This window comes from Actinophytocola gossypii (genome assembly GCF_025165815.1).
Classification (GTDB): Bacteria; Actinomycetota; Actinomycetes; order Mycobacteriales; family Pseudonocardiaceae; genus Actinophytocola; species Actinophytocola gossypii.
On the sequence record NZ_JAFFZE010000019.1, the window covers coordinates 1 to 23370 of the forward strand.

Consider the following 23370-nt stretch of genomic DNA (forward strand, 5'->3'; position numbering starts at 1 on the left):
CAGGAAGGTGTCGACCGAACCCTCGTCGAGCGCTTCCTGTGCCGCCGCCTGAACATTGGCGCCGGCACCCGGATCTCCCATCGTCCTGAGCACCGTACCGCGCAGATCCATCGTCCAATGGATCCTCCAGGTCGTCTGCAGGAACGCACGGATCTCATCCGCCGAACCCAACCTCAGCTGATCCTGCACAGCGCCGAACAATTGGGTCAACGATTCGACCCGAGCTTGAGCAGCGATCCGATTCGCCAGTTCACGAACCTCTAGATTCGACGCAGTATCCAAATCGATGACGAAAAACTCGCGAATGTCCGTGTATTCTTCGAGAGACCATCCGGCATCAAGCGCGCGGGCGACGTAGAGGCCGTGGTTGAGGAACGCCAGGAAGGTGTCGACCGAACCCTCGTCGAGCGCTTCCTGTGCCGCCGCCTGAACATTGGCGCCGGCACCCGGATCTCCCATCGTCCTGAGCACCGTACCGCGCAGATCCATCGTCCAATGGATCCTCCAGGTCGTCTGCAGGAACGCACGGATCTCATCCGCCGAACCCAACCTCAGCTGATCCTGCACAGCGCCGAACAATTGGGTCAACGATTCGACCCGAGCTTGAGCAGCGATCCGATTCGCCAGTTCACGAACCTCAAGATTCGACGCAGTATCCAAATCGATGACGAAAAACTCGCGAATGTCCGCGTACATGACCGCTTGGCACGTCGTCTCGTCCAGCCTTGACGATTCTTTTTGCGCCACCGCCGGTGACGCCGGGATCAACATGGCGAATACCAACAGCACGCTAGCCGGGATCTTCCATCGCATGTGAGTGTTTCCCCTATCCCAGTCGATACGTATGAAGGTACCGGCAGCGGGATGGCGGAAGCAACGACGCTACCGGCTCGCGCTCAGTCCGGTGGTTTGCAGACGATCTTCGGCTGGGGGTTGTAGCTGACCGTGCGGGTGTTCCGGCTGACCTCGGCTCCGGTGGCGGCGTTCCGGACGATCCGGGTGTCGCTGGTGGTGAAGCCCTGGGAGCCGTTGCTCGCGTGGCAGTTCTCCTTCGGGCCCTGCTTGGTCTCGGGCTCGGTGAAGTCGCTGCGGCCGCCGGTGATCGACTCGACCTCGTAGGTCTTGGTGCCCCAGAAGCGGACGGTGATCGAGCTCGGCGTCCAGATGGTCTGGATCGCGATGCCGGTCTCCGTGTCGTTGGTGAACTTCAGGTCGATGACGCTGCTGCCGTCGGGGTTCTGGAACACCGTGGCCTCGCGGGCGGCCGGGTAGCGGCTGATGTAGTAGCTGTGCTCCTGGTGCCCGGCGTCGGTCATCGCGGCGAAGTAGGCGGCGTTGTAGAGGGTGGTCGCGAACTGCGAGATGCCGCCGCCGACCGCGCGCCCGGGTGCACCGTCCTCGATGATGCCGGCCGCGACATAGCCCTGGGCCTCGGTGCGCGGGCCGGTGTGGCCGTTCAGGCTGAACGTGTCGCCCGGCTTGACGATCGCGCCGTCGACCTCCTCGGCGACCTGGCGGATGTTGACGCCGGAGTCGGGGGCGAAGCCGCCGGTGGTGAACTCGCTGATGACCTCCTTGATGCCCAGCTTGTTGGCCTCCTCGGTGGTCACCTCGGCCGGCCTCGGCACGTAGGTCGCGTCGATCTCCCGGTTCTCGGTCTGCTTGAGCACGTCCATCAGCGGGGCGAAGCTCTTCTTCCAGTCGATGCCCTTGCCGTGGACGCTCGGCGTGACGGTCGGCGAGCCGCCGCTGAAGACGATCTCGGCGTCCTTGCCCTCGATCTCGGTCGAGGCGAGCTGCGGCTTGCACGCCGCGACGACCTTCTTGTGGTTGAGCTTGGCGGTGAGCCCGCCGCCCTCCTCGGCGGGCGCGAAGGTCAGCGCGCGGGCGATGTGCTTCGGGGTGAGTGTCGCGTCCTTGCCCTCGCCGTGCACGGTCACCGGGCCGGAGACGGCGGGCTTCGCGATGTCCTCGATGGCCTGCTGGACGCCCTCGGCGGTGGTCTTCACCGGCGTCGTGTCGACGGGGAGCTCGACGGTACGGCCGGTCGCCCAGCCGTCGACGAGGGCCTGGCGGGCGCCGTCGGCGTCGAGCTTCTGGCCCTGCTTGGGCTCGATGGCGACCGGGGTGACGCCGTCCCACTTGATGCCGCCGTCGGCGGGCTCGCGGTCGGTCTCGGCGCGCAGTGCGTCGACGGCGGCGGTCAGCCTGGCGTTGTCTGTGGTGGTGACGATGCCGACCTCTTCGGTGGTGAAGAAGGAGGTCAGCCGGGTGATCGGGTTGAACGGCTGGTCGCCGGCGCGGTCGAGGGTGGCGACCCAGTCGATGGTGAGGCCGGCGTCGGCGGGTTTGAGCTGGGTGTCGACGTCGCCGGCGCTGATGCCGACCGGCTTGGTGAGGCGGGGCTCGATCTGGTCGCGGAGCATGGCCTCGGCGTCCTTGCGGGTCTCCCCGCCGACGTCGACGCCGACGACGGTGACCCCGCGGGGGACCTCACCGGTGCTGAGGATGAGGTCGACGCCGTAGAGGACGGCCAGAGCGCCGAACACCGCGCCGGCGATGAGGCCGGCCTTGCGCCGGGTCGACTTCTTCTTGACGTCGTCGCCGCCGGTGGGGGGCGGCGACGCGGGCTGGAGACGGACGGTGGGTTCATCGCCGGTCGGCGGTCTGCTGACGGGCATGAGCACGTCGGTTTGCTCCGCGTGCGACTTGGGCCACTGTGGCTCCACGACTCGTTCCCCTTACAGATATAAACCCGTGCCGTGCTCGGTGCGCTCGCTGGCGATGGCGTGGATGTCGCGTTCCCGCGCCACCAGGTAGGTCTGCCCCTGGACCTCGACTTCAAGTTGGTCTTCCGGATTGAACAGGACTCGGTCGCCGACCTTCACGTTGCGCACGTTCGTGCCGGCACCGAGCACGTCCCCCCACGCCAGCCGCCTCGCCATCTGGGCGGTTGCCGGGATGACGATGCCACCGGTGCTGCGCCGTTCCCCCTCCTCGGGAGTGAGCCGCACCAGCAACCTGTCGTGCAGCATCTGGATCTCGAGTTTGAGCTCTGGCACCGAGGAATGATAACTACCGGTCTCGCGTGCTGTTCTCCGCCGCCTGCTTGAGTTGCCGCAGCGTGCGCTCGATGTTCCGGCGGTTGCGCTCGGTGCGGTTGGACGCACCCGTGGCGATGTTCGCGAACGGGACGAACCAGGCGGGCCGGTGGTCCCAGGTGCTCTCCTCGACCAGGCACGTCCGCCCGGTGGCGACGATGTCGTACCGCCAGCGCGCGACCGGAATCCCCCGGAAGTCGACGTCGAAGGCGAAGCACTTGTCCCGGTCCACGGCGGTGACGGTGCCGGTGGTGGACCAGCGAAGCCACCCGCGCCGGTTCCGCCCGGCGAACCGCGCGCCGACGGCTGCCTCGACGGCACCGTCCAGCCAGGTGCCCCGCTCGAACTCGGGGGTGACGGCGGAGAGGTTGGGGATGTCGGTGACCAGCGCGTAGACGGTAGCCGCGGGCGCGGCGATCGCGGTACGAGCGGACGCGCTAGGTGCCTTCATGGCCGATCATTCAACCAGCCACACCCCCACCAAGACCCCACCCCCGCTGCTTCCCGTGAACCCCCTGTACGACAACCCCCACCCGTTCCCGGGGGCGTCCCGCCGTGCCAGTCTATCGGGGGTTTGGGCTGGTGGGGAGGGGTACGGGGGGTTGTGGACAAGTGGGGGGAGCGAATGGCGGGGTTGTCAGCTGGAGCGGCGGAGCATGCGGGTGAGGCCGGCGGCGACGGTGGTGGCGAGGATCCAGCCGCAGGCGATCAGGGACGCGGAGAACCACTGCAGCGTGCTGTTGAAGTGCCACTTGTTCTTGTGGCCGAAGTCGACGATCGGCACCAGGTGGTCGAGGGTGTACAGGAACGGGTTCCACACCAGGTTGTCGTCGGTGTTGGCCTCGGTGGGGGTGGGCATCAGGGCGAAGACCAGGGTGCCGGCGAACAGGAGCACGGCCAGGCACGTCAGCGCGCGCATGGGCTTGTAGCCGTACCCCACGACCGCTCGTTGCAGCAGGCTCCACAACCGCACGCCGGGGCTCAGCACCCGGTAGCCCTCCGCCAGCGCCGCGTAGCGCCACCGCTGCTTCTCGATCAGTACCTCGGCGGCGTGCTCCTCGTTCCCACTCGCTCGGAGCATCGTGGCGAACTGGTCGTACGGGCCGGGACGGTAGCTGCCGCCCATCGCCGTGCGGAGTAGGCGGAGGCGGCGGCGGATCTGGGCGTCATCGTCCAGTTCGATCGGGGCGGCCAGGGCGTCGTAGCGGAAGTCGTCGAGTTCGATGTGGCCGGTGGCGGCCCAGAACTCGTCGTTGTCGTTGAGGGAGGCGCAGCGGGCGTGGCGTAACGTGACTCGGCCTCTCGGTGGGACGGCCACGTCGAGGCGTAGGTCCTGGGTGATCAGGCCGAAGGCGTTGATCGCGGTGCCGCTGAGGCTCGAGCCGACCTCGGCGCCCTGGAACGTCGTCATCCGGCCGACCTCGGTGCGGCGGATGCGGATCTCGCCGTGGGTGGAGAACGACTGGCCCTCGCGTTCGCCGCGCGCGCAGACCAGGTCGCGGCCGATCTGGGCCACGCGCAGGTCGACCGAGGGCTTGCGGGAGCGGTCCCGGCGGTACCGGCCGGGGTTGACGAACCGGCTGGCCCGCAGGTCGACGTTGGCGCCGATCACCGCTTCCGGCAGCACGATCGAGCCGAACACGGTCACGCCGCGCACGTCGAGGTTGCCGCCGGTGGTGAACCGGCGACCTTCCAGTACGTCGCCGTTCCGGTTGCTCAGGATCGCGCCGTCCAGGACGACGCTGCCTCTGGCCCGGACGTCGACCACGCGGATCAGGCCGGCGATCCTGGACTCGCGGGCGTCGATGCCGCCGCTGATCTCGGTGCCGTCCAGGTGCAGGGCGCGCAGGGCGTACGGGCCGGGCGCCTTGCCCGGCACCTCCGCGAACGGCTCCTGGCCGTCCGACAGATCGATCGTCGCCCTGGTGAGGCGGACCGAGCCGCCGATCCTCGCGTTGACGATCCGGAGCGTTCCGCTGCTCTCCAGGCCCTGGTCGAGGTCGACGTTGCCGGACACCTGCACGCGGTCGGCGACCAGCGTCGCCCTCGGGTCGAAGAAGCGGTCCGGGCCGTCGGCGTCCTCGGTGGCCGGGGTCAGCTCCGCGCCGCGCAGGGACAGGTCGCTGTCGATCGTGGCGCTGGGGATGAACAGCAGTCCGGTGCAGCGGAACCGCCGGGCGGCGGACGGGGAGCACTGCAGGTTCCCGCCGACGTGCAGGCCGTTACCGTCGACCGCGAAACCGTCCGGGTTGTGCAGGTGCGCGCCGGCCAGGTTCACGTTGCCGCCGGTGCGCAGGCCGGGGATCCGCAGCTGCCCGTCGACCTCGAGGTTCGACGCCAGCAGGGCACCGTCGAGCTTGAGCCGGTCGGCGTGCAGGGCGTAGCCGCCGGGGTTGTGCAGGCGGCTGCCGGTCAGCTCCAGGGAGCCGCTGATCTCAGCGTCGGTCAGGTCGACGCGGCCGTGCACCCGGGTGCCGCCGATCAGCCGGACGTCGTTGTCGCTGTAGAGGTTGCGGCCCTCCAGGCCGGGCAGGTGGCATCCGGTGAACTCGACGCCGGCGAGCTTGGCCTGCCGCAGGTCCGGCGGGGTGTCGAACCGGCAGCGCACGAACTCCAGCAGGTGCGGGAACTCCACCGCGCGCAGGTCGACCTCGCCGACGATCCACCGGTCGGCGAACCGCAGCACCGGCGGCGTCGTCCCCCGGCGCCGGATGCGGCCGCCGATACCCGGCTCGAACTCCACGACCTGCCGGACGATGTCGACCGCCCGCGACCGCGCCCACTCCGGCGGCTGCTCCTCGAACGGGTCGAGCCGGCGCCCGTTGGTCGCTTCCTCCGTCATCGCCTACCCCCAGAAAACGGTCACTCCTCCGCGACGCGTGCCGGATTCAGCACGCGGGACAGGAACGTACGCGTGCGCTCCTCCCGCGGGGACCCGATGACCTGTTCCGGCGGGCCCTCCTCGACCACCACGCCGGCGTCCATGAACAGCACCCGGTCCGCGACCTCGCGGGCGAACTGCATCTCGTGGGTGACCACGAGCATCGTCATGCCCTCGTCGGCCAGCCGGCGCATCACGGCGAGCACGTCGCCGACCAGTTCCGGGTCCAGCGCGGAGGTCGGCTCGTCGAACAGCATCAGGTCCGGGTCCATCGACAGCGCCCTGGCGATCGCGACGCGCTGCTGCTGGCCGCCGGAGAGCTGGTTGGGCATCGCGCTCTCCCGGCCGTCGAGGCCGACGCGTTCGAGGTTCGCCAGTCCGATCTGCTCGGCCTCCGCCTGGCTGCGGCGGAGCACCTTGCGCTGTGCGATCGTCAGGTTGTTCAGCACGTTGAGGTGCGTGAACAGGTTGAACGACTGGAACACCATGCCGATCCGCCGGCGGGCCGCGTCGATGTCGACATCCGGGTCGGTCAGCTCGGTCCCGTCCACCACGACGGTGCCCGAGGTCGGCTCCTCCAGCACGTTCACGCAGCGCAGCAGCGTGGACTTGCCGGACCCGGACGGGCCGATGACGCACACCACCTCACCGCGCCCGACCCGCAGGTCGATGCCGCGCAGCACCTCGACCGGGCCGAACGACTTGTGCAGGTCGGTGATCTCGACCGCGACCTCGGTCGCCTCCGCCGTGCTCATGCCTTCACCTCGGTCGACTCGGGGGTGCCGATCTTCTTGCCGCCGGTCCGGCGCTCCAGGTACCGGGACAGGTAGGACAGCGGGATCGTGATGGCCAGGTAGCAGAGGCCGGCGACCAGCACCGGGGTCAGGCTGCGCGAGTCGTTCAGTGCTACCCGGCCGAACTGGGTCAGCTCGTACTCGGTGATCGAGGCGCCCAGGAACAGGGCGAGCGAAGAGTCCTTGGTCAGCAGGATCAGCTCGTTGGTCAGCGGCGGCAGGATGATCTTGAATGCCTGCGGGATGACGATCGTGACCATCGTGCGCGCGGGTGACATGCCGAGCGAGCGGGCCGCCTCGACCTGGCCCTTCGGCACGGCCTGGATGCCGGCCCGCAGGGTCTCGGCCATGTACGCGGAGGCGACGATGCCGAGCGCGATCATCAGCGCGACGTACTTGTCGAGGAAGGTGTTGAACGCCAGCGGGATGCCGGTACCGACGGCCAGGATGACCAACAGCGCCGGCAGGCCGCGGAAGAACTCGATGTAGATCCCGGCGAGCCAGCGGTACGGCCGCACGGTCGACAGCCGCATCAGCGCGAGCACGAGCGCGAGGCCCAGCCCGAACGCGAAGCCGAGCCCGGTGTAGATGAGGGTGTTGACCAGGCCGACCGTGATGACTTCCGGGAACAGGCTCGCGGCGACCTCGAGGTCGAAGAACGTGGTGCGGATCTTGTCCCAGTTGGCGGTGAACGCCACCACCAGGATGACCGCGATCAGGATGCCGTACTGCACCCAGCGGATCACTTTCGCGCGCTTGCGCTTGGACATGGCCATCGGGTGTCTCCTCGAGAAGTGGGCCGGGACGAACACAGGGGCCCGCGCGTTGCCGCGCGAGCCCCTGGCGGGCCGGCTAGTTGGCGTCGGGCTTGGTGCCGAACCACTTCTCGTAGATCCGGTCGTACTCGCCGCTCTCCTTGGTCTCGGCCAGCACCCGGTTGATCACCTCCAGCAGCGCGGTGTTGCCCTTGCGGACACCGATGCCGTACTGCTCGCCGGTGTCGAACTCGGCGACGACCTCGAAATCGGTCTTCTCCTTGACCCAGTCGTAGAGCACGCCGTTGTCGTTGATGGCGGCGGCGACGTCGCCGGACTCGACAGCGAGCAACATCAGCCCGAGGTCCTCGTAGTTGACGATCTCGGCGCCGGCGGCGTTCTCGTTGGCGTAGTCGTAGCCCGTCGTGGAGTTCTGGACGCCGAGCCGCTTGCCGGACAGGTCATCGAGACCGGTGATCCCCGAGTCCTTCTTCGTGACCAGCGCCTGGGTGGCGTCGAAGTACGGGTCGGAGAAGTCGATGTTCTGCTTGCGGCTGTCGGTGATCGTCATGCCGGCCGAGGAGAGGTCGCACTTGCCGGCGTTGAAGTCCGCTCCGGACTGGATCCCGTCGAACGGGGTGTCGACGACCACCTGCTCCACGCCGAGTTCCTCGGCCACCAGGTCCATCAGATCGATGTCGAAGCCGATGACCTCGCCGTTCTCCTCGTACTCGAACGGCTTGTAGGGCAGGCCGGTGCAGTTGGTCAGCTGGCCTTCGGCGACCAGCTGCACGCCGCTCTCACCGCCGCCGGCGTCACCGCCGCCGCCACTGTCACCGTCGCCGCAGCCCGCGAGCCCGATGGCCAGGGCGGGCACCAGCGCCCATACCTTTCGCGTGGGTCGACGCGTCACGGTGTTACTCCTCGTCACTCAGATCGGCTTGAGTGAGGGGCATACTGCCACTTCGCGCCGACACCGCCCAACACCAGCACTCATCGTTGCCTGCTCTTAACAGTCGTCGTGGACCGAGTCACTGCCGCCTGGTGCTCGCGACGAAGACGGCGGCGAGCAGGACGTACAGCAGCATCGCCACGGTCAGGCCGTGGTGGTCGGCGATCACCCCGATCGCGAGCGGGGTCAGAACGCCGAGCTGGGCGATCGCCTCGGCGACCGCGGACGTGGTGCCGGCCTGGCCGGGTCGCAGCGTCAGGTACCGCGCCTGCAGGACGATCCAGGCCAGGTTCACCGCGGCGCCGACCGCGGCGATGCCGAGGGCCGCGGCTACGACGTTGGGCACGAACATCAGGGTCAGGACGCCGGCCAGCAGGAGCACCGCGCACGGCCGCAGGCCGACCTTGCGCCGCTTGGTCCGGCTCGCCCACGCCGCCGCGGCGACCCCGCCCGCCAGGCCGGCGCCGGCGGCGAGGGTCGCGATCGCCGGGGTGAGGCCTGAGCCGGTGATGAGGAAGGCCACCGCGAACCCGACGAACGTGTCGTCGAAGGCGGAGATGACCGCGACGAGCAGCCCGGCGACGATCACCCGCCGGTCCTTCGCCACCTCGAGCAGGGCCCGCCACGGCTGGTGGTCGTCGTCCGGTTCGGCCGGGGACGGCAGCGGCTGGCTGGCCAGGAACAGGCCGTAGGCCACCATCAGCGCGCCGGCGGCCCAGAAGGCGGCACGCCAGCCGAGGCCGGTGCCGAGCGCGGCGAACAGGAGCAGCGGCCCGACCAGGTCGCCGATGGCGGCGAGCAGGTTGGACCGGGCGAGGGCCGGTTCGACGTTGTCGCCGGTGGTCTCGACCAGGGCGACCTCGACCGCGCGGACCATGGCGTCACCCGCCACGCCCATGACCACGACGGCGGTGAACAGGAACCAGAAGTCCCCGGCCATCGCGAACAGGCACAGGCCGACGCCGTAGCCGACGCCGCCGACGGCCGCCATGACGCGGCGGCTGACGTGGTCGGCGACGACGCCGAGCGGGGTCGCCAGCAGGCCGATGCCGGGGTAGAGCGCCAGCAGGAACCCGGCCTGCAGGTAGCTCAGGCCGACGTCCTGCCGGATCGACTCCACGGCGCCGTAGGGCAGGAACGCCACCGTCTCGTCGGCGAAACCGACGAGCAGCAGCGACGCGACCAACGCCGCCGGGAAGCGGGGGGCTAGGTCAGTTCACCATCGAAACCAGGCACGCATGATCGTCAGGCTAGCCGGGCGACGATGACCCCGGCCACCGAATTACCGCTCACCCCTCGGCGTGGGCGGCCAGGATCAGGGCGACGGCCTCGGTGACCCGCTTGGCCTGGCCGACGTGCAGCCACTCGTCCGGCACGTGCGGGTTGCTGTCCGAGGCGAGGGCGCCGGTGACGACGAACTGGGCCTCCGGGTACGCCTCGACCATCGTGCCCATGAACGGGATCGAGCCGCCGAGCAGCATCGGGCGCCACTGCCGGCCCTCGAAGACGGCGGTGCTCGCGGTGTCCAGCGCGGCCCGCAGCCACGGCGCGGTCGCCGGCATGTTCCAGCCGGGGCCGTGCTCGGCGCGGGACAGGGTGACCTGGGCGCCGTACGGGACGTCCGTGGTCAGGGTCTTGTGCAGGGCTTCCAGCGCCGCCTCGGGCGAGGCGGTCGGCGGGAGACGGAAGCTCAGGGTCAGCGTGGTCTCCGGGCGCAGGACGTTGCCGGCCTCGGCGGGCAGCGGCAGGCCGGCGGCGCCGATGATCGACAGCGTGGGGCGCCAGGAGTTGTTCAGGATCAGCTCGGCGTCGTCGTCCGCGGCTGGGCGCATGCCGGCGACCAGGGGGAACGCGGCGTGGGTGCCCGGCAACTCGGCCGCGAGTACCTCGACCTCGGCCAGCCGCTCGGCCGGGATCTCGCCGTGCATCTCGGGGATGAGGATCTCGCCCGTGGTCGCGTCCTCGACGCGGTCCAGCAGCTGGCGCATGATCCGGAACGAGCTGGGCACGATCCCGCTGGCGATCCCGGAGTGCTGCCCGGACTCCAGCACCCGCACGGTCACCGTCGTCGACACCAGGCCGCGCAGCGACGTCGACAGCCACAGCCGCTCGTAGTCCTGGCCGCCCGAGTCCAGGCACACCACCAGGGACACCTCGCCCAGCCGGTCCCGGTACTCGTCCAGGTACGCGGGCAGGTCCGGGCTGCCGGACTCCTCACTGGTCTCCAGCAGCACCACGCACCGCGCGTGCGACCCGCCCGCGGCGCGCACCGCCTCGATCGCCGCGGTGGCCGCGTAGCCGGAGTAGCCGTCGTCGGCGGCGCCCCGGCCGTACAGGCGGCCGTCGCGCAGCACCGGGGTCCACGGGCCGAGGCCCTCGGACCAGCCGCCCACCGGGGGCTGCTTGTCCAGGTGGCCGTACAGCAGCACGGTGCCGGCGTCGGGGCGGGCGGACGGGCCGGCGGGCACGTCGAACAGCAGGACCGGGGTCCGGCCGGGCAGCCGCAGGATCTCCGCGGTCGCGCCCTCGATCCCCCGGCCCACCAGCCAGCGGCGCACGTGCTCGACGGCCGCGTCGAGGTGGCCGGAGCTCGCCCAGTCGGCGTCGAAGATCGGCGACAGCGCGGGGATGGCGATCAACTCGGACAGGCTGGTCAGGATCGTGTCGTCCCAGGTCCGTTCGACTGTGCTGCGTACGAGTGCGGTGTCCACCCGCCCGATCCTGCCACGACGGACCTACCAGGCGTCCCGCAAGATCGTCGGCTCCGGCGGCTCCTCCCTCGGCTCCTCGTGAGCGGGCGGTCGGTCCGGCGCGGCGTCCGCGATGATGTCGTCCGCCGTGCGGACGGCCTCGGCCAAGGCTTCCTCCGCGGCACGCACCCGTGCGTCCCGCCACTCGTCACCCGACACGCGGGCCAGCGTAGGGATCGGGCGGTCGTCGACCGGGCCCCGAGCCGAAGCCGGTAGGCTTGATGTGACGCAGATCACTTTACAGTTTCGCAATGTGCGCCGTGCGGCCGGCGCGCGCCCCGGCGGCCCGGAGCGGGTGAGCCGCCGGGGACGACGGCGGCCGGGCTGAGCTGCCGCGTTCGCCGATCGTCGCGAGGAGGTGACGCGTCACCCGAATGCCACCCACTGACGCCCAAATGTCGGTTGTCCAACCGTTTTCGCAGCTCAGCGCGTTCCGGATGAGTGAGCACCGCCGATCGGACCTCACCGGATCGAGCTAGGCCGTGCCAGGATGGACGAAACCGTCAGCGCCACCGACTGCCTGGACCGGCCCTTACCCGGGCAGGCGACAGCCGGTGGCGCGGCCGTCAGCGGTCGTCACGAGCGAACGCCCGGCGTCGACACATATAGGAGTACGCATGTCGTCCCCAGAACAGTGGACGCACCCGGAACCGGGGGTTGGCCCGGCCGCCACCGCGGCCGCGCCGACCGCAGAGCAGGTGATCGCGGGTTTGCGCGCAACAAGCGAGGGTGGACCGGAGCTGGTCCAGCTCCTCACCCCGGAAGGTGAGCGGGTACCGAACCCCGAGTGGGACAGGTACGTCGCCGACATCACCGCCGACGACCTGCGCGGGCTCTACCGCGACATGGTCCTCACGCGGCGGATCGACCGGGAGGGCAACGCACTGCAGCGCCAGGGCCAGCTCGGCATCTGGGTTCCGCTGCTCGGCCAGGAGGCCGCCCAGATCGGCGCCGGGCGTGCGCTCAAGCCCCAGGACATGGCCTTCCCCAGCTACCGCGAGCACGGCGTCGCGTGGTGCAAGGACGTGGCCCCCAGCGACCTGCTCGGCATCTTCCGCGGCACCGACCACGGCAGCTGGGACCCGATCGCCAAGCGCTTCCACCTCTACACCATCGTGATCGGCAACCAGGTGCTCAACGCCGCCGGCTACGCGATGGGCCAGCGCTTCGAGGGCAAGGTCGGCGACGACGACGGCGAGGCCACCATGGTCTTCTTCGGCGACGGCGCCACCAGCCAGGGCGACGTGCACGAGGGCTTCGTCTGGGCGTCGGTGTACGACGCGCCGCTGGTGTTCTTCTGCCAGAACAACCAGTGGGCCATCTCCGAGCCGACCGAGCGCCAGTCGCGCCTGCCGCTCTACCAGCGCGCGCGTGGCTACGGCTTCCCCGGCATCCGGGTCGACGGCAACGACGTGCTCGCCACGCTCGCGGTGTCCCGCTGGGCGCTGTCCGAGTGCCGGCACGGCAACGGCCCGGTGCTGATCGAGGCGTTCACGTACCGGATGGACGCGCACACCACCACCGACGACCCGTCCCGCTACCGGCTGACCGACGAGCTGGAGGCGTGGAAGCTCAAGGACCCGATCGAGCGGGTGCGGGTGCACCTGGTCCGGCACGAGCAGGCGGACAAGGAGTTCTTCGACTCCGTGCAGGCCGAGTCCGACCAGCTGGCCGCCGAGCTGCGCGAATTCTGCGTCAACATGCCGGACCCGCCGAAGGAGCGGATCTTCTCCCAGGTCTACGAGGACGGCAACCCGGTGCTGGCGGCCCAGCGCGACACGTACCTGTCCTACGCGAGCGGCTTCGAGGGTGGTGACCACTGATGGCGACCCCGGTGATGAACCAGGAGCCCGGCGCGGCGGCGGCCCAGACCCGCACGGTGACGCTCGGCAAGAGCCTCAACCTCGGGCTGCGCGCCGCGATGGAGGCCGACCCGAAGGTCATCGTGATGGGCGAGGACGTCGGCAAGCTCGGCGGCGTCTTCCGGATCACCGACGGCCTGCAGAAGGACTTCGGCGAGCAGCGCGTGCTGGACACCCCGCTGGCCGAGTCCGGCATCGTCGGCACCGCGGTCGGTCTCGCGATCCGCGGGTTCCGGCCGGTGTGCGAGATCCAGTTCGACGGGTTCATCTTCCCCGCGTTCGACCAGATCGTCAGCCAGGTCGCGAAGCTGCACTTCCGCAGCCAGGGCAAGATCAAGGTCCCGATGGTGATCCGGGTGCCGTTCGGCGGCGGGATCGGCGCGGTCGAGCACCACTCCGAGTCGCCGGAGTCGTACTTCGCGCACACCGCCGGGCTCAAGGTCGTGTCCTGCTCGAACGCGGTCGACGCGTACTGGATGATCCAGCAGGCGATCCGCTGCGACGATCCCGTGCTGTTCTTCGAGCCGAAGCGGCGGTACTACGAGAAGGCCGAACTGGACGTCGACGCGACGCCAGACCCGCTGTTCGCCTCCCGGGTGCTGCGCCAGGGCAGCGCGGCGACCCTGGTCAGCTACGGCCCGTCGGTGAAGACGTGCCTGGAGTCGGCGGTCGCGGCCGCCGAGGAGGGCACCGAGCTCGAGGTGATCGACCTGCGGACGCTGTCGCCGCTCGACCTGACGCCGGTGTTCGAGTCGGTGCGCAGGACCGGGCACCTGGTGGTGGTCAGCGAGGCGCCGAGCGAGTCGTCGCTGGCGTCGGAGATCGCGGCGCGGGTGCAGGAGGAGTGCTTCTACTCGCTGGAGGCGCCGGTGCTGCGGGTGACCGGGTTCGACACCCCGTACCCGCCGTCGAAGCTCGAGGAGGACTTCCTGCCCGACCTCGACCGGGTGCTGGACGCCGTCGACCGATCGCTGGGGTGGTGAGGAATGCCCGACTACAAGGTGTTCCCGCTGCCCGACACGGCGGAGGGCCTGGTCGACGCGGAGATCCTGACCTGGCACATCAAGCCGGGCGACGAGGTCACGGTCAACCAGATCATCGTGGAGATCGAGACCGCGAAGGCCGCGGTGGAGCTGCCGTGCCCGTGGGCGGGCGTGGTCACCGAGCTGCACGCCCAACCGGGCGAGACGGTCAACGTCGGCACCCCGATCGTGACGATCGACGTCGATCCCGGCGGTGCCGCGGCGCCTGCCGGTGGTGACCAGAACGGCCAGGCGATGCTCGTCGGCTACGGCCCGAAGGCGGCGACCACGAAGCGCCGGGCCCGCAAGGCCGCTTCCGCCGACGCGTCCATCGCCACCGCCCCGCCGCCCGCGCCGGTGGAGCCGGCGCCCCCGGTGGTGCCCGACACCCCGGCGGCGTTGGTCGAGCCGGCCGCGCTGGTGCCGCTCGCGAAGCCGCCGGTCCGCAAGCTCGCCAAGGACCTCGGCGTGGACCTGCGCAGCCTCACGGGTACCGGTGACGGCGGCGTGATCACCCGCGCCGACGTGGAGCGGGCCGGGTCCGCCCCCCAGCCGGTGGCCGCTCCGGCCGGTGGTGCCGCTCGCGAACGCCGGGTCCCGGTCAAGGGCGTCCGCAAGATGACCGCCCAGGCGATGGTCGAGAGCGCGTACAGCGCGCCGCACGTGACGGAGTTCCTGACCGTCGACGTGACCCCGATGATGGAACTGCGCGCGAAGCTCAAGTCCCACCCCGAGTTCCGCGACGTGAAGATCACGCCGCTGACCTTCGCCGCGAAGGCCGTGTGCCTGGCGGCGAAGCGGACCCCGGACGTGAACGCGCTCTGGGCCGGTGAGGAGATCGTCTACAAGGACTACGTGCACCTGGGCATCGCGGCGGCGACGCCGAGGGGTCTGATCGTGCCGAAGATCCGGGACGCGGACGGGTTGTCGCTGCGCGAGCTGGCGGTCGCGCTGGAGCAGCTGACGGCGACCGCCCGCGACGGCAAGACTCCACCCGGGGACATGGTCGACGGCACGTTCACGATCACGAACGTCGGGGTTTTCGGGGTGGACACGGGAACGCCGATCATCAACCCCGGCGAATCCGCGATCCTGGCGCTGGGCGCGATCAAGGACATGCCGTGGGTGGTGGACGGTGAGATCAAGGTCCGGAAGGTCTGCCAGCTCGCGCTGAGCTTCGACCACCGCGTGATCGACGGCCAACAGGGCAGCCAGTTCCTCGCCGACGTCGGCGCCCTCCTCGCCGACCCGGCAATGGCGATCACTTTCTAGACGGAGTTCGACGAAGGCGCTCCCGGTTCAGCCGGGGGCGCCTTTGTTTTGCCCCTGAAAGGCCCCCGACCTTGCTAATCTGAGCACTGAGAGTCGTGATGCACACACTGTGTGCGTCGGATATGGGGGCATTGTGCAAGAAGGTTTCTCAGTTCACCTCGACACGCTCGCGTACTACATCGAGCAGGTCTCGACCGCCGCGGATTCGTACAAGGACATGGCTGTCCAACTCGAAGCGGGGAACATCGCCGTGGACACGCTGGTAGGAAAGCCGATCGACTCGGGCGGTCCGGGCGAGTTCACCGAAGCTTGCCGGACACTGCTCGGCAACTACGCCACGCTCTACAGCAGGGTTCAGCGAGTACACGCGGTGATCACCGCGCGGTTGAAGTACATCGAGACCGCGTTGAGCGACAGTCACAAGCTGTACGGCCAACTCGAGACCGACACCGCCGGCCGGTTCCATGACATCGCCGACCAGATCACGCCGCAGCGTCCGGGGGGCGATCATGGCGCCTCCTGATCGCGGTGACTATCCCCAGGATCCCGACTACGACAAGTACCTCGCGACGAACGGCCTGCAGGGCAATCCGACGCTCGGACACAACGCCGAGCGACTCGCGGCGTGGGTGGAATGGCTGCTACGGCCGGACCTCCACGACTACGACCGCACCGTGATCTACAACGACGGGACAAAGCGCGAAGAGCCGGGACGCGTCACCAAGGCCAGCCAGACCCCGGGAAGGATCGAACCGGCCGACCTGCCCTACGAGTCGGTGATCGAGGGCTACTACCTGTGGCAGTTCCTCAACTTCATGGTCGCGGTGTCCACCCAGGAAGTGGAACGACCGAGCAGTGTCCTGGCGACGAGCGCCGCCGCGATCAAGAACGTGTGGTGGTTGGGTGACGAGTACACGACCGTGCTCGCCACGCACTTTCCCGAGGACCACTGGACCGGAGAGGCGGCCCGAAAGGCGTACCAGTTCGTCGGAGACCTCCAGCGGGTCGCGAATCAGCTGAACAAGATCGCTGCCGAGTTCCATGACGTCGGCCCGCAATACGCTGTGATCATCAAGTCCCTGCGCAGGAATCTGGACACCGCGGCGGGTGAGCTGGTCAACGCGTTCGAGGAGAAGTTCCACTCGAAGCCTGAGGGCATCTCCCTGGACGTCATGGGTGTGGTGCTGGCGGGTCTGGCCGCCGGGACGGTCACCTACATGACAGCCGGCGGAGTCCTTCCGGTGGTGCAGGCCGCTGTCGGCGCGGCTTGGTCGGAGACGTTCATGCAGGCGACCAAGGGATTGCGCCAGGAGCAGCGCGGAACGGTCGGCGGCTTCTGGTGGCGGGACCTGGTGGAGTCCTACATGCGTGTCCAGGCCGACAACATGGCAGACGCCACGGCGGCGGTCACCGAGCTCAACCGGAAGGTCGAGGACCTGATCGCCCAGTTCGACGCCGCGAAGATCGACGAGTTCGTCGAGGAGCATTCGGCATGAGGCTTCGTCCACTGCTCGCCGTCGTCGTGGCTCTTGGCGTGGTGGGGTGCACCGCCGCGGAACCCGAGCCGGCACCTGACACCCGGACTCCGGCGACGAGTTCCGCCGTGCCAACGGATCGGGACGCGCGTGCCGTGCTGGCGGCGCTGCGGCGGATCGACCTGTGTGCCGCCGTCGACCCCGGTGTCGACTCGCGGTTGACCTCGGCCGATCCGTTCTCCTGTGATGTGGCGACGACGCCGAACCCGGTCAAGATCACCGTGGTCACGTCGAGTCCGGCGAGCCGCAGGGCGATGTCCGCACGCACTGTCGCCGACGCCAAGGCCTATGTGACGCGCGAGCCCGGTCTCAACTGCCGAGTCGTGCTTCCGGTGAGCTTCGAGATCGGGGTTAGCGTGGACGCGCTCGGCACCCAGCCGAGCAGCGCACTGTGCGATCCGGCCTTGCGTGTCGCGACCGTCCTCGCGACGGCGCTCGCCGATCCGGTTCAGGACGAGGCGAGCTGGGACGCGTGCGGCGCGGTGCGGGCAGCTGTCGCCGAGCGTGAACACGAACAGGTTGTTCCTGTCGCCATGGACTTCTGTCACTTTCCGGACGGCTCATCTCAGCTGCGGCTGAGGTACGAGACGGCACCTGAGTACGCGGAACGCGGTGCCATCGGTGACACCACCGTGTGGATCGACGAAGGCGAGTTCGCCGGCGAGCGCGGCTGCTTCGTCCATTGGAGCCTCGGGTCATCGCGCACGTCCTATGCCTCGCCGGATGCCGAGTTGCTGGCGTCGGTCTCGGCGGACACGTGTCCCCGGGCGAAGGAGCTCGCGGAGACGATGGTGCCGGTGCTGGCGAAGCCGCCGCCGGACGATGTGACGCCGCAACGGCCGTTGCTGTACGGGCCCGACGAGCCTGACCTGCCGGGTGGTTGAGGTCATGCCTCCGGCCAGGTTTCCGGGGTGGGGTCGATCCAGGCTATGCGGGCGTGGAGGGTGCGGTTCAGGAGGCGGAGCAGGTGGTCGGCGGAGCGGAAGGCGCCGTGCAGACCTAGTTCGGGTAGGTGGGTGAAGGCGTAGTCGGGGAGGGCGAGGCCCCAGCCGAGCAGGGCGGCGTCGGTGCCGTCCGGTGCGATGGCGATGACGACGAAGCGTGCGCTCGGTGATGTCGCGGCCCATTCCGTCAGGAGGGCGACGCATTCGTCGGGAGTGTATTCCTCGGTGGGTTTCATGGCGGTCACGTTGGCACGTTCTGTTTATGTCTCCAATTCTGAGACAGGGCACACGATCGTGTCATTTTTGTCCGGGGGGCATTCTGGTGGGATCTTCCTATGGCGGACAAGTACGGTGCGTCGCGGGCACGCGCGTTGGCGAACGAGTTGCGGGAGCTTCGGCGGGCGGCCGGGCTGACGACCCGGCAGGCCGCCGACGCGTTGGGGATCTCGTCGGCGAGTCTCAACCGGAACGAGCTGGGGACGAGGAAACCCGGCTCGGAAGAGGTGTCCGCGCTGATGATCGTGTACGGAGTCACCGGTGTGGCGAGGGAACGGGTGCTCGCGCTGGCCAGGGCGGCGAACCCCGCGGGCTGGTGGGAGACCGGTCAGAACGCGCTACCGAGGCAACTGCCCACGCTGATCACCTTCGAATCCCAGGCCACCCGGATCATTCACTTCCAGCCCTTGGTTGTGCCCGGTCTGCTGCAGACGCACGCCTACATCCGTGCGCTGATGGAGGCGTCCGGCGTGTCCGATGCGGACACCGAGGCGCGCGTGTCCGCACGAGCTGGACGACAGACTGTGCTGACCCGCAGGAGGCCCCCGCGTTATCAGGCGATAATCGACGAAGCAGCACTGCGACGCCCGTTCGGAGGTCGCGCGGTGATGGCCGAGCAGCTCCGCCGGATCATCGAACTGGCCGACCTGCCACACGTGACAGTGCAGGTGATCCCGTTCGACCGAGGCGGCTATCCGCTCTACGGACCGTTCCTCCTGCTGGAGTTCGACAAGGCACCGGCGATCGTGCACCTGGAGCACAAGCAGGCGTCCGGGTTCCTGGACCAGCCAGAAGACACCAACCCGTTTCAGCCATTGGCCGATACGCTGAAGGCCGTGGCGCTGGAACCCGCGGACACCAGGGAACTCCTGGCCACTATCGCGGCCGACTACGACAAGAAGTGAGACAGACATGGAGTGGCGCAAGTCCAGCTACAGTTCCGAGACCGCCGACTGCGTCGAGGTCACGAACCGCGCCACCCGACCCACCGTGGGCATCCGGGACTCCAAACGGCCGGAGGGTGGGCACCTCGTGGTTCCGCGGGCGGCGTTTCAGGGGCTGTGTGACGGTTTCGGCAGGTCGAAGTAGTTGATCAGGCCGGCGGCGAACGCGAGGTCGCCCCGCACCTTCACCTTGCCGCGCATGAACAGCATGACCACCCGCGCCGTGCCGGTGACCGCGCGGAGGAAGTCGACCGGGGACAGGGTGAGGGTCACGCGGGCGTCCGCCGTGGGTTCGCGGCCGCTCGTGCACGTTCCGGCGTCGATGACGGTCTCGAAACGGTCGTAGCCGCCGTCGCCGGTGCCGCCGGTGAAGCGCCAGTGCACCACCGCGCGCAGGGTCGCCGCGCGGGCCGGGTCGAGGTGCTCGCGCATGCGGCGGAAGACCTCGTCGAGGACCACGTGCCGCAGGTGCTCGTGGGCCATCAGCAGTTCCAGCTGGCTCGTCGACGCGCGGGAGACGAACCAGACGAACGTCTCGGTGCGCATCGTCGCCAACTCGATCCCGGTCCCGACCCGGCCGAGCATGTCGAGCACGTCGATGAGCTGCACGAACTGCGCGTCGTCGAGGAGTTGGGGATCGACGGAGCGGGCGAACGCGTCGATGTCCACGGGGGCCACCGTATATCTACTTGCGAGTAAAGTTCCGGGCATGAGCGTGGACGAGCGTCGGCGGGTCAAGCGGTTACCCCGCGAGGTGCGTGAACGGCAGATCCTCGACGCGGCGGTCCGCGTCTTCTCCGCGCACGGCTACCACAACGCCTCGATGGACGAGGTCTCCGACGTCGCCGGCGTCTCCAAGCCGATGATCTACGCCTACCTCGGCTCCAAGGAGGACCTGTTCGCCGCGTGCATCCACCGGGAGTCGGCGAACCTGCTCGACGCGGTCGCCGGCGGTGTGCCGCTCGACCTGCCGCCGGACATGCAGCTGTGGCACGGGCTGCGCGCGTTCTTCGACTACGTCGGCGAGCAGCGGGCGAGCTGGCGCGTCCTGCACCGGCAGGCGATCTCCCAGGGCGGCCCGTTCAGCGAGGAACTCCTGGCGATGCGGCGCCGGGCGATCAGCCTCGTCGACACGTTGCTGGTCCGGACGGCCACGAAGAAGGGCCTGGACGACAACGCGACCGAGGCGCTGGCGGCCGCGCTGGTCGGCGCCGCGGAGTCACTGGCCGACTGGTGGCTGGACCACCCGGAGGTGCCGAGCAAGGTCATCGCCTCCCGCCTGATGAACCTGGCCTGGATGGGCTTCGGCGACCTGGTGGAAGGCAGGGTGTGGAGTCCCGCGTAGGCGACACCATGTGGCATGGTGCTCTCGATTGGAGGCGGCGTCCCCGTCAGCGCGCCCGCTGCCGGTGTTCACTGGCGGGCGGTACTGGACGCCGAGCAGATGGACGTCGCGATCTACGAGCAGCATCGCGGATCGTTCGAAGTGACTGGCCGACGGGAGTGCGCGGGCGATGGCTGAGGTTGTGCTGTTCCACCACGCTCAGGGCTTGACGGCCGGGGTGCGGGAGTTCGCGGACGAGTTGCGGCGGGCGGGGCACGTCGTGCACCTGCCGGATCTGTACGAGGGGCAGACCTTCGCGACTCTGGACGAGGGGATCGGCTACGCGAAGCGCACCGGGTTCGGCACGGTGCTGGAGCGGGGGCTCGCCGCGGTCGACGGGCTTGGGGACGCGCTGGTGTACGCGGGGTTCTCGCTCGGGGTGATGCCGGCGCAGCGGCTCGCGCAGACTCGGGCGGGGGCGCGGGGCGCGTTGTTCTTCCACTCCTGCCTGCCGGTGTCGGAGTTCGGGGACGGGTGGCCGGCGGGCGTTCCCGTCCAGGTGCACGGGATGGACGGGGACTCGTTGTTCGTCGACGACGGGGATCTGGACGCGGCTCGGGAGCTGACCGGGACCACCGAGGAGGCCGAGTTGTTCCTCTACCCGGGCAAGGAGCATCTGTTCGCGGACTCCTCGCTGGAGTCCCACGACCGGGCGGCCACCGCGCTGCTCACGCGTCGGGTGCTGGAGTTTCTCGGCTGATCGTGCCGGCCAGGTGCGGCTTGCCCTTCTTCGGGTCGTGCAGGGTGAAGTGCCAGCCGTCCGCCGACGGGGTGGCCTGGAAGGCGACCTTGGCGGGTAGGAGGACGGGGAGCTTGAACCGGACGTCGACGGTGTACGCGTCGGGGAGGCGGCCTTCCAGCGCGGCAACGCACCTCGCCTTCGTCCACATGCCGTGGGCGATGGCGCGGGGGTAGCCGAACATCCTGGCCGTGAGCTTGTGCAGGTGGATGGGGTTGCGGTCGCCGGAGACGTCGGCGTAGCGGCGGCCGGTGTCCTCGGGGACGCGCCAGATCGCCGTGGGGGACGGCGGTGGCTCGCGTCGTTCGGAGCGGTCGCCGGAGCCGCCGCCCCGGCGGAGGTAGGTGCTGACGTCGGACCAGACGGGCTCGCCGGCGACCACGGCCTCGGAGACCATGTCGAACTGCTGGCCTCGCGGGTGCTGGCGCAGGTTGGTGACGTGGACGCGCAGGTCCGGCTGGTCGGCCAGGGTGAGGGGGCGGGTCTGGGTGATGCGGTTGGCGATGTGCACCGAACCCGCGAGCGGGAACGGGAAGTCGGGGGCCGCCATCAGCTTGATCTGCAGGGGGAACGTCAGCACGTGCGGGTACGTGGCCGGCAGCTGGTCGGTGAGGCGGAAGCCGCAGACCCGGGCGTACGCGGCCAGGTGCTCCGGGTCGAGCGCGACCGCGGGCAGGGTGTACGACGTGTCGGGCAGCTCGCCGCCCTTGCGGCGGAAACCCGTGAGCACCGCCTTCGGGTAGAGGGCGGCCAGGTTGGGGGACTCGCGCAGCTCGGGCATCACGCCCCCAGCAGGCTCTGGCCGCACACCCGGACCACGTTGCCGTTGACCGCGCCCGAACCGGGGCCGGCCAGCCAGGCGATGGTCTCGGCGACGTCGACGGGGAGGCCGCCCTGGGACATGCTGTTCATTCGGCGTCCGGCCTCCCGGATGAACAGCGGCACGGCGGCGGTCATCTTGGTCTCGATGAAGCCGGGGGCGACCGCGTTGATGGTCGCGCCGCGTTCGGCGAGGGTGGGGGCAAACGTTTGCACCATGCCGATGACGCCGGCCTTGCTGGTGGCGTAGTTGGTCTGGCCGACGTTGCCGGCGATCCCCGCGATCGAGGACACCCCGATGATCCGGCCCTCCGCGCGCAGCGTGTCCGACGCCAGCAGCGCGTCGTTGACGGCGAGCTGGCTGGCCAGGTTCACCGACAGCACGGCGTCCCACGCCTCCGGCTTCATCTTGCCCAGGGTCCGGTCGCGGGTGATGCCGGCGTTGTGCACGAAGACGTCCACGCCGCCGTGGCGTTCCTCGAGGTGGGCGGCCAGGGTCTCGGGGGCGTCCTCGGCGGTGATGTCCAGTTGCAGGGACGTGCCGTTGATCCGGTTCGCCACCGCGGACAGCTCGTCGCCCTGGGCGGGGATGTCGAGGGCGACGACGTGTGCGCCGTCGCGGGCCAGGACCTCGGCGATGGCCGCGCCGATACCCCGGGCGGCACCGGTGACCAGGGCGACCTTGCCGGCCAGCGGGTGGTCCCAGTCGTCCGGCTCGGCGGTCGTGGTGGCGTGCGTGCCGATGCGGACGACCTGGGCGTCGACGTACGCCGACCGGCCGGAGAGCAGGAACCGCAGGGTCGACTCGACCGACGACTCCGCGCCGGGGGCGACGTACACGAGCTGGACGGTGGCGCCTCGGCGCAGCTCCTTGCCGACCGAGCGGGTGAAGCCCTCGAGCGCGCGCTGGGCGACCGCCGCGCGCGGGTCGGCGACCGTCTCCGGGGGCGTGCCGAGCACGACCACGCGCCCGCAGGTGCCGACCGAGCGGATCAGCGGGTGGAAGAACTCGTGCAGTTCGCGCAGCCGGGCGGGGTCGTCGATGCCGGTGGCGTCGAAGACCAGGGCCGCGTACCTGGCCTGCTCGCCGTCGGCCGGCTGGGTCAGCACCTCGATGCCGGCCGACTTGAGGACCGGAACCACGTCGAGTCGGCCGTCGCGGGCCGCGCCGACCAGGGCCGGGCCGTTCAGCGGCGGGTCGCCGAGCCGGTACCGGCGCAGCGGCGTCGGGTTGGGCAGGCCGAGCCGGCGCACGACCAGCCGGCCGACACCGGACCGGGCAAACTGCTGATAGCGGTCGGTCATGTTGCTCCGCTTCCGTGTTCGGGGCCGCACTCGAC

25 protein-coding genes are annotated in these 23370 nt (G+C 69.7%); 10 read left to right on the forward strand and 15 right to left on the reverse strand.

What is annotated here, in order from left to right; all coding sequences use genetic code 11:
- The 11 genes from JT362_RS25325 to JT362_RS25375 form a co-directional block, all read right to left on the reverse strand.
- The coding region (locus JT362_RS25325; RefSeq protein ID WP_260194239.1) for an ALF repeat-containing protein at positions 1 to 813 on the reverse strand (813 nt) is incomplete at its 3' end.
- A gap of 83 nt (positions 814 to 896) precedes the next feature.
- A complete protein-coding gene (locus tag JT362_RS25330) occupies positions 897 to 2681 on the reverse strand; it encodes a VanW family protein (protein WP_260194241.1) in 1785 nt (594 codons plus the stop codon).
- A gap of 60 nt (positions 2682 to 2741) precedes the next feature.
- Complete coding sequence (locus JT362_RS25335) at positions 2742 to 3035, reverse strand: GroES family chaperonin (protein ID WP_260194449.1); 294 nt, start codon at positions 3033 to 3035, stop codon at positions 2742 to 2744.
- 40 nt (positions 3036 to 3075) lie between these two features.
- Positions 3076 to 3552 carry an SRPBCC family protein gene (locus JT362_RS25340; protein ID WP_260194243.1) on the reverse strand — a complete coding sequence of 159 codons (477 nt, stop codon included), beginning with the start codon at positions 3550 to 3552 and terminating at the stop codon, positions 3076 to 3078.
- Positions 3553 to 3738: 186 nt separating this feature from the next.
- Positions 3739 to 5943: a translocation/assembly module TamB domain-containing protein gene (locus tag JT362_RS25345; protein ID WP_260194245.1), complete on the reverse strand. Its 2205-nt coding sequence runs from the start codon at positions 5941 to 5943 to the stop codon at positions 3739 to 3741.
- 20 nt (positions 5944 to 5963) lie between these two features.
- Positions 5964 to 6737: an amino acid ABC transporter ATP-binding protein gene (locus JT362_RS25350; protein ID WP_260194246.1), complete on the reverse strand. Its 774-nt coding sequence runs from the start codon at positions 6735 to 6737 to the stop codon at positions 5964 to 5966.
- Positions 6734 to 7552 carry an amino acid ABC transporter permease gene (locus JT362_RS25355; RefSeq protein ID WP_260194247.1) on the reverse strand — a complete coding sequence of 273 codons (819 nt, stop codon included), beginning with the start codon at positions 7550 to 7552 and terminating at the stop codon, positions 6734 to 6736. The genes JT362_RS25350 and JT362_RS25355 overlap by 4 nt, the downstream gene beginning before the upstream one ends.
- 76 nt (positions 7553 to 7628) lie before the next feature.
- A complete protein-coding gene (locus JT362_RS25360; RefSeq protein ID WP_260194248.1) occupies positions 7629 to 8444 on the reverse strand; it encodes a basic amino acid ABC transporter substrate-binding protein in 816 nt (271 codons plus the stop codon).
- 118 nt (positions 8445 to 8562) lie between these two features.
- Complete coding sequence (locus JT362_RS25365; protein WP_260194249.1) at positions 8563 to 9669, reverse strand: MFS transporter; 1107 nt, start codon at positions 9667 to 9669, stop codon at positions 8563 to 8565.
- Between the two features lie 103 nt (positions 9670 to 9772).
- Complete coding sequence (locus tag JT362_RS25370) at positions 9773 to 11203, reverse strand: M20/M25/M40 family metallo-hydrolase (RefSeq protein WP_260194450.1); 1431 nt, start codon at positions 11201 to 11203, stop codon at positions 9773 to 9775.
- A gap of 15 nt (positions 11204 to 11218) precedes the next feature.
- Positions 11219 to 11392 (reverse strand): hypothetical protein, encoded by a 174-nt coding sequence (locus JT362_RS25375; protein ID WP_260194250.1) that lies wholly within the window; start codon positions 11390 to 11392, stop codon positions 11219 to 11221.
- Positions 11393 to 11850: 458 nt separating this feature from the next.
- Here JT362_RS25375 and JT362_RS25380 point away from each other — a divergent pair, with 458 nt between their 5' ends.
- The 6 genes from JT362_RS25380 (at position 11851) to JT362_RS25405 (ending at position 17808) form a co-directional block, all read left to right on the forward strand.
- Positions 11851 to 13056: a thiamine pyrophosphate-dependent dehydrogenase E1 component subunit alpha gene (locus JT362_RS25380; protein WP_260194252.1), complete on the forward strand. Its 1206-nt coding sequence runs from the start codon at positions 11851 to 11853 to the stop codon at positions 13054 to 13056.
- Positions 13056 to 14078: an alpha-ketoacid dehydrogenase subunit beta gene (locus tag JT362_RS25385; protein ID WP_260194253.1), complete on the forward strand. Its 1023-nt coding sequence runs from the start codon at positions 13056 to 13058 to the stop codon at positions 14076 to 14078. Before JT362_RS25380 ends, JT362_RS25385 begins: the two co-directional genes overlap by 1 nt.
- A gap of 3 nt (positions 14079 to 14081) precedes the next feature.
- A complete protein-coding gene (locus JT362_RS25390) occupies positions 14082 to 15389 on the forward strand; it encodes a dihydrolipoamide acetyltransferase family protein (protein ID WP_260194254.1) in 1308 nt (435 codons plus the stop codon).
- 133 nt (positions 15390 to 15522) lie between these two features.
- Positions 15523 to 15912 (forward strand): hypothetical protein, encoded by a 390-nt coding sequence (locus JT362_RS25395; RefSeq protein WP_260194255.1) that lies wholly within the window; start codon positions 15523 to 15525, stop codon positions 15910 to 15912.
- Positions 15854 to 16885, forward strand: coding sequence for a hypothetical protein (locus JT362_RS25400; protein WP_260194256.1), 1032 nt, complete (start codon positions 15854 to 15856; stop codon positions 16883 to 16885). The genes JT362_RS25395 and JT362_RS25400 overlap by 59 nt, the downstream gene beginning before the upstream one ends.
- A 134-nt stretch (positions 16886 to 17019) precedes the next feature.
- Positions 17020 to 17808, forward strand: coding sequence for a hypothetical protein (locus tag JT362_RS25405; protein ID WP_260194257.1), 789 nt, complete (start codon positions 17020 to 17022; stop codon positions 17806 to 17808).
- Positions 17809 to 17810: 2 nt separating this feature from the next.
- Here JT362_RS25405 and JT362_RS25410 read toward each other — a convergent pair whose 3' ends face one another.
- Positions 17811 to 18104, reverse strand: coding sequence for a hypothetical protein (locus tag JT362_RS25410; protein ID WP_260194258.1), 294 nt, complete (start codon positions 18102 to 18104; stop codon positions 17811 to 17813).
- 99 nt (positions 18105 to 18203) lie between these two features.
- Here JT362_RS25410 and JT362_RS25415 point away from each other — a divergent pair, with 99 nt between their 5' ends.
- The gene (locus JT362_RS25415; protein WP_260194259.1) at positions 18204 to 19049 is read left to right on the forward strand and encodes a helix-turn-helix domain-containing protein; all 846 of its coding nucleotides are present in this window, start codon (positions 18204 to 18206) and stop codon (positions 19047 to 19049) included.
- A 7-nt stretch (positions 19050 to 19056) separates the two neighbouring features.
- Entirely contained in the window at positions 19057 to 19233 is a 177-nt protein-coding gene (locus tag JT362_RS25420) for a DUF397 domain-containing protein (protein WP_260194260.1), read from the forward strand.
- Here JT362_RS25420 and JT362_RS25425 read toward each other — a convergent pair.
- A complete protein-coding gene (locus JT362_RS25425; protein WP_260194261.1) occupies positions 19197 to 19757 on the reverse strand; it encodes an SCP2 sterol-binding domain-containing protein in 561 nt (186 codons plus the stop codon). The genes JT362_RS25420 and JT362_RS25425 overlap by 37 nt on opposite strands.
- 40 nt (positions 19758 to 19797) lie before the next feature.
- Between JT362_RS25425 and JT362_RS25430 the strand changes: the two genes are divergently transcribed.
- Positions 19798 to 20433 carry a TetR/AcrR family transcriptional regulator gene (locus JT362_RS25430; protein WP_260194262.1) on the forward strand — a complete coding sequence of 212 codons (636 nt, stop codon included), beginning with the start codon at positions 19798 to 19800 and terminating at the stop codon, positions 20431 to 20433.
- A 169-nt stretch (positions 20434 to 20602) separates the two neighbouring features.
- Positions 20603 to 21172, forward strand: a complete 570-nt coding sequence (locus JT362_RS25435) for a dienelactone hydrolase family protein (RefSeq protein WP_260194263.1) — start codon at positions 20603 to 20605, stop codon at positions 21170 to 21172.
- Here JT362_RS25435 and JT362_RS25440 read toward each other — a convergent pair.
- Positions 21141 to 21992, reverse strand: coding sequence for a MaoC family dehydratase (locus tag JT362_RS25440; RefSeq protein WP_260194265.1), 852 nt, complete (start codon positions 21990 to 21992; stop codon positions 21141 to 21143). The genes JT362_RS25435 and JT362_RS25440 overlap by 32 nt on opposite strands.
- Entirely contained in the window at positions 21992 to 23335 is a 1344-nt protein-coding gene (locus JT362_RS25445; RefSeq protein WP_260194266.1) for a 3-oxoacyl-ACP reductase, read from the reverse strand. The genes JT362_RS25440 and JT362_RS25445 overlap by 1 nt, the downstream gene beginning before the upstream one ends.
- Positions 23336 to 23370 lie beyond the last annotated feature (35 nt).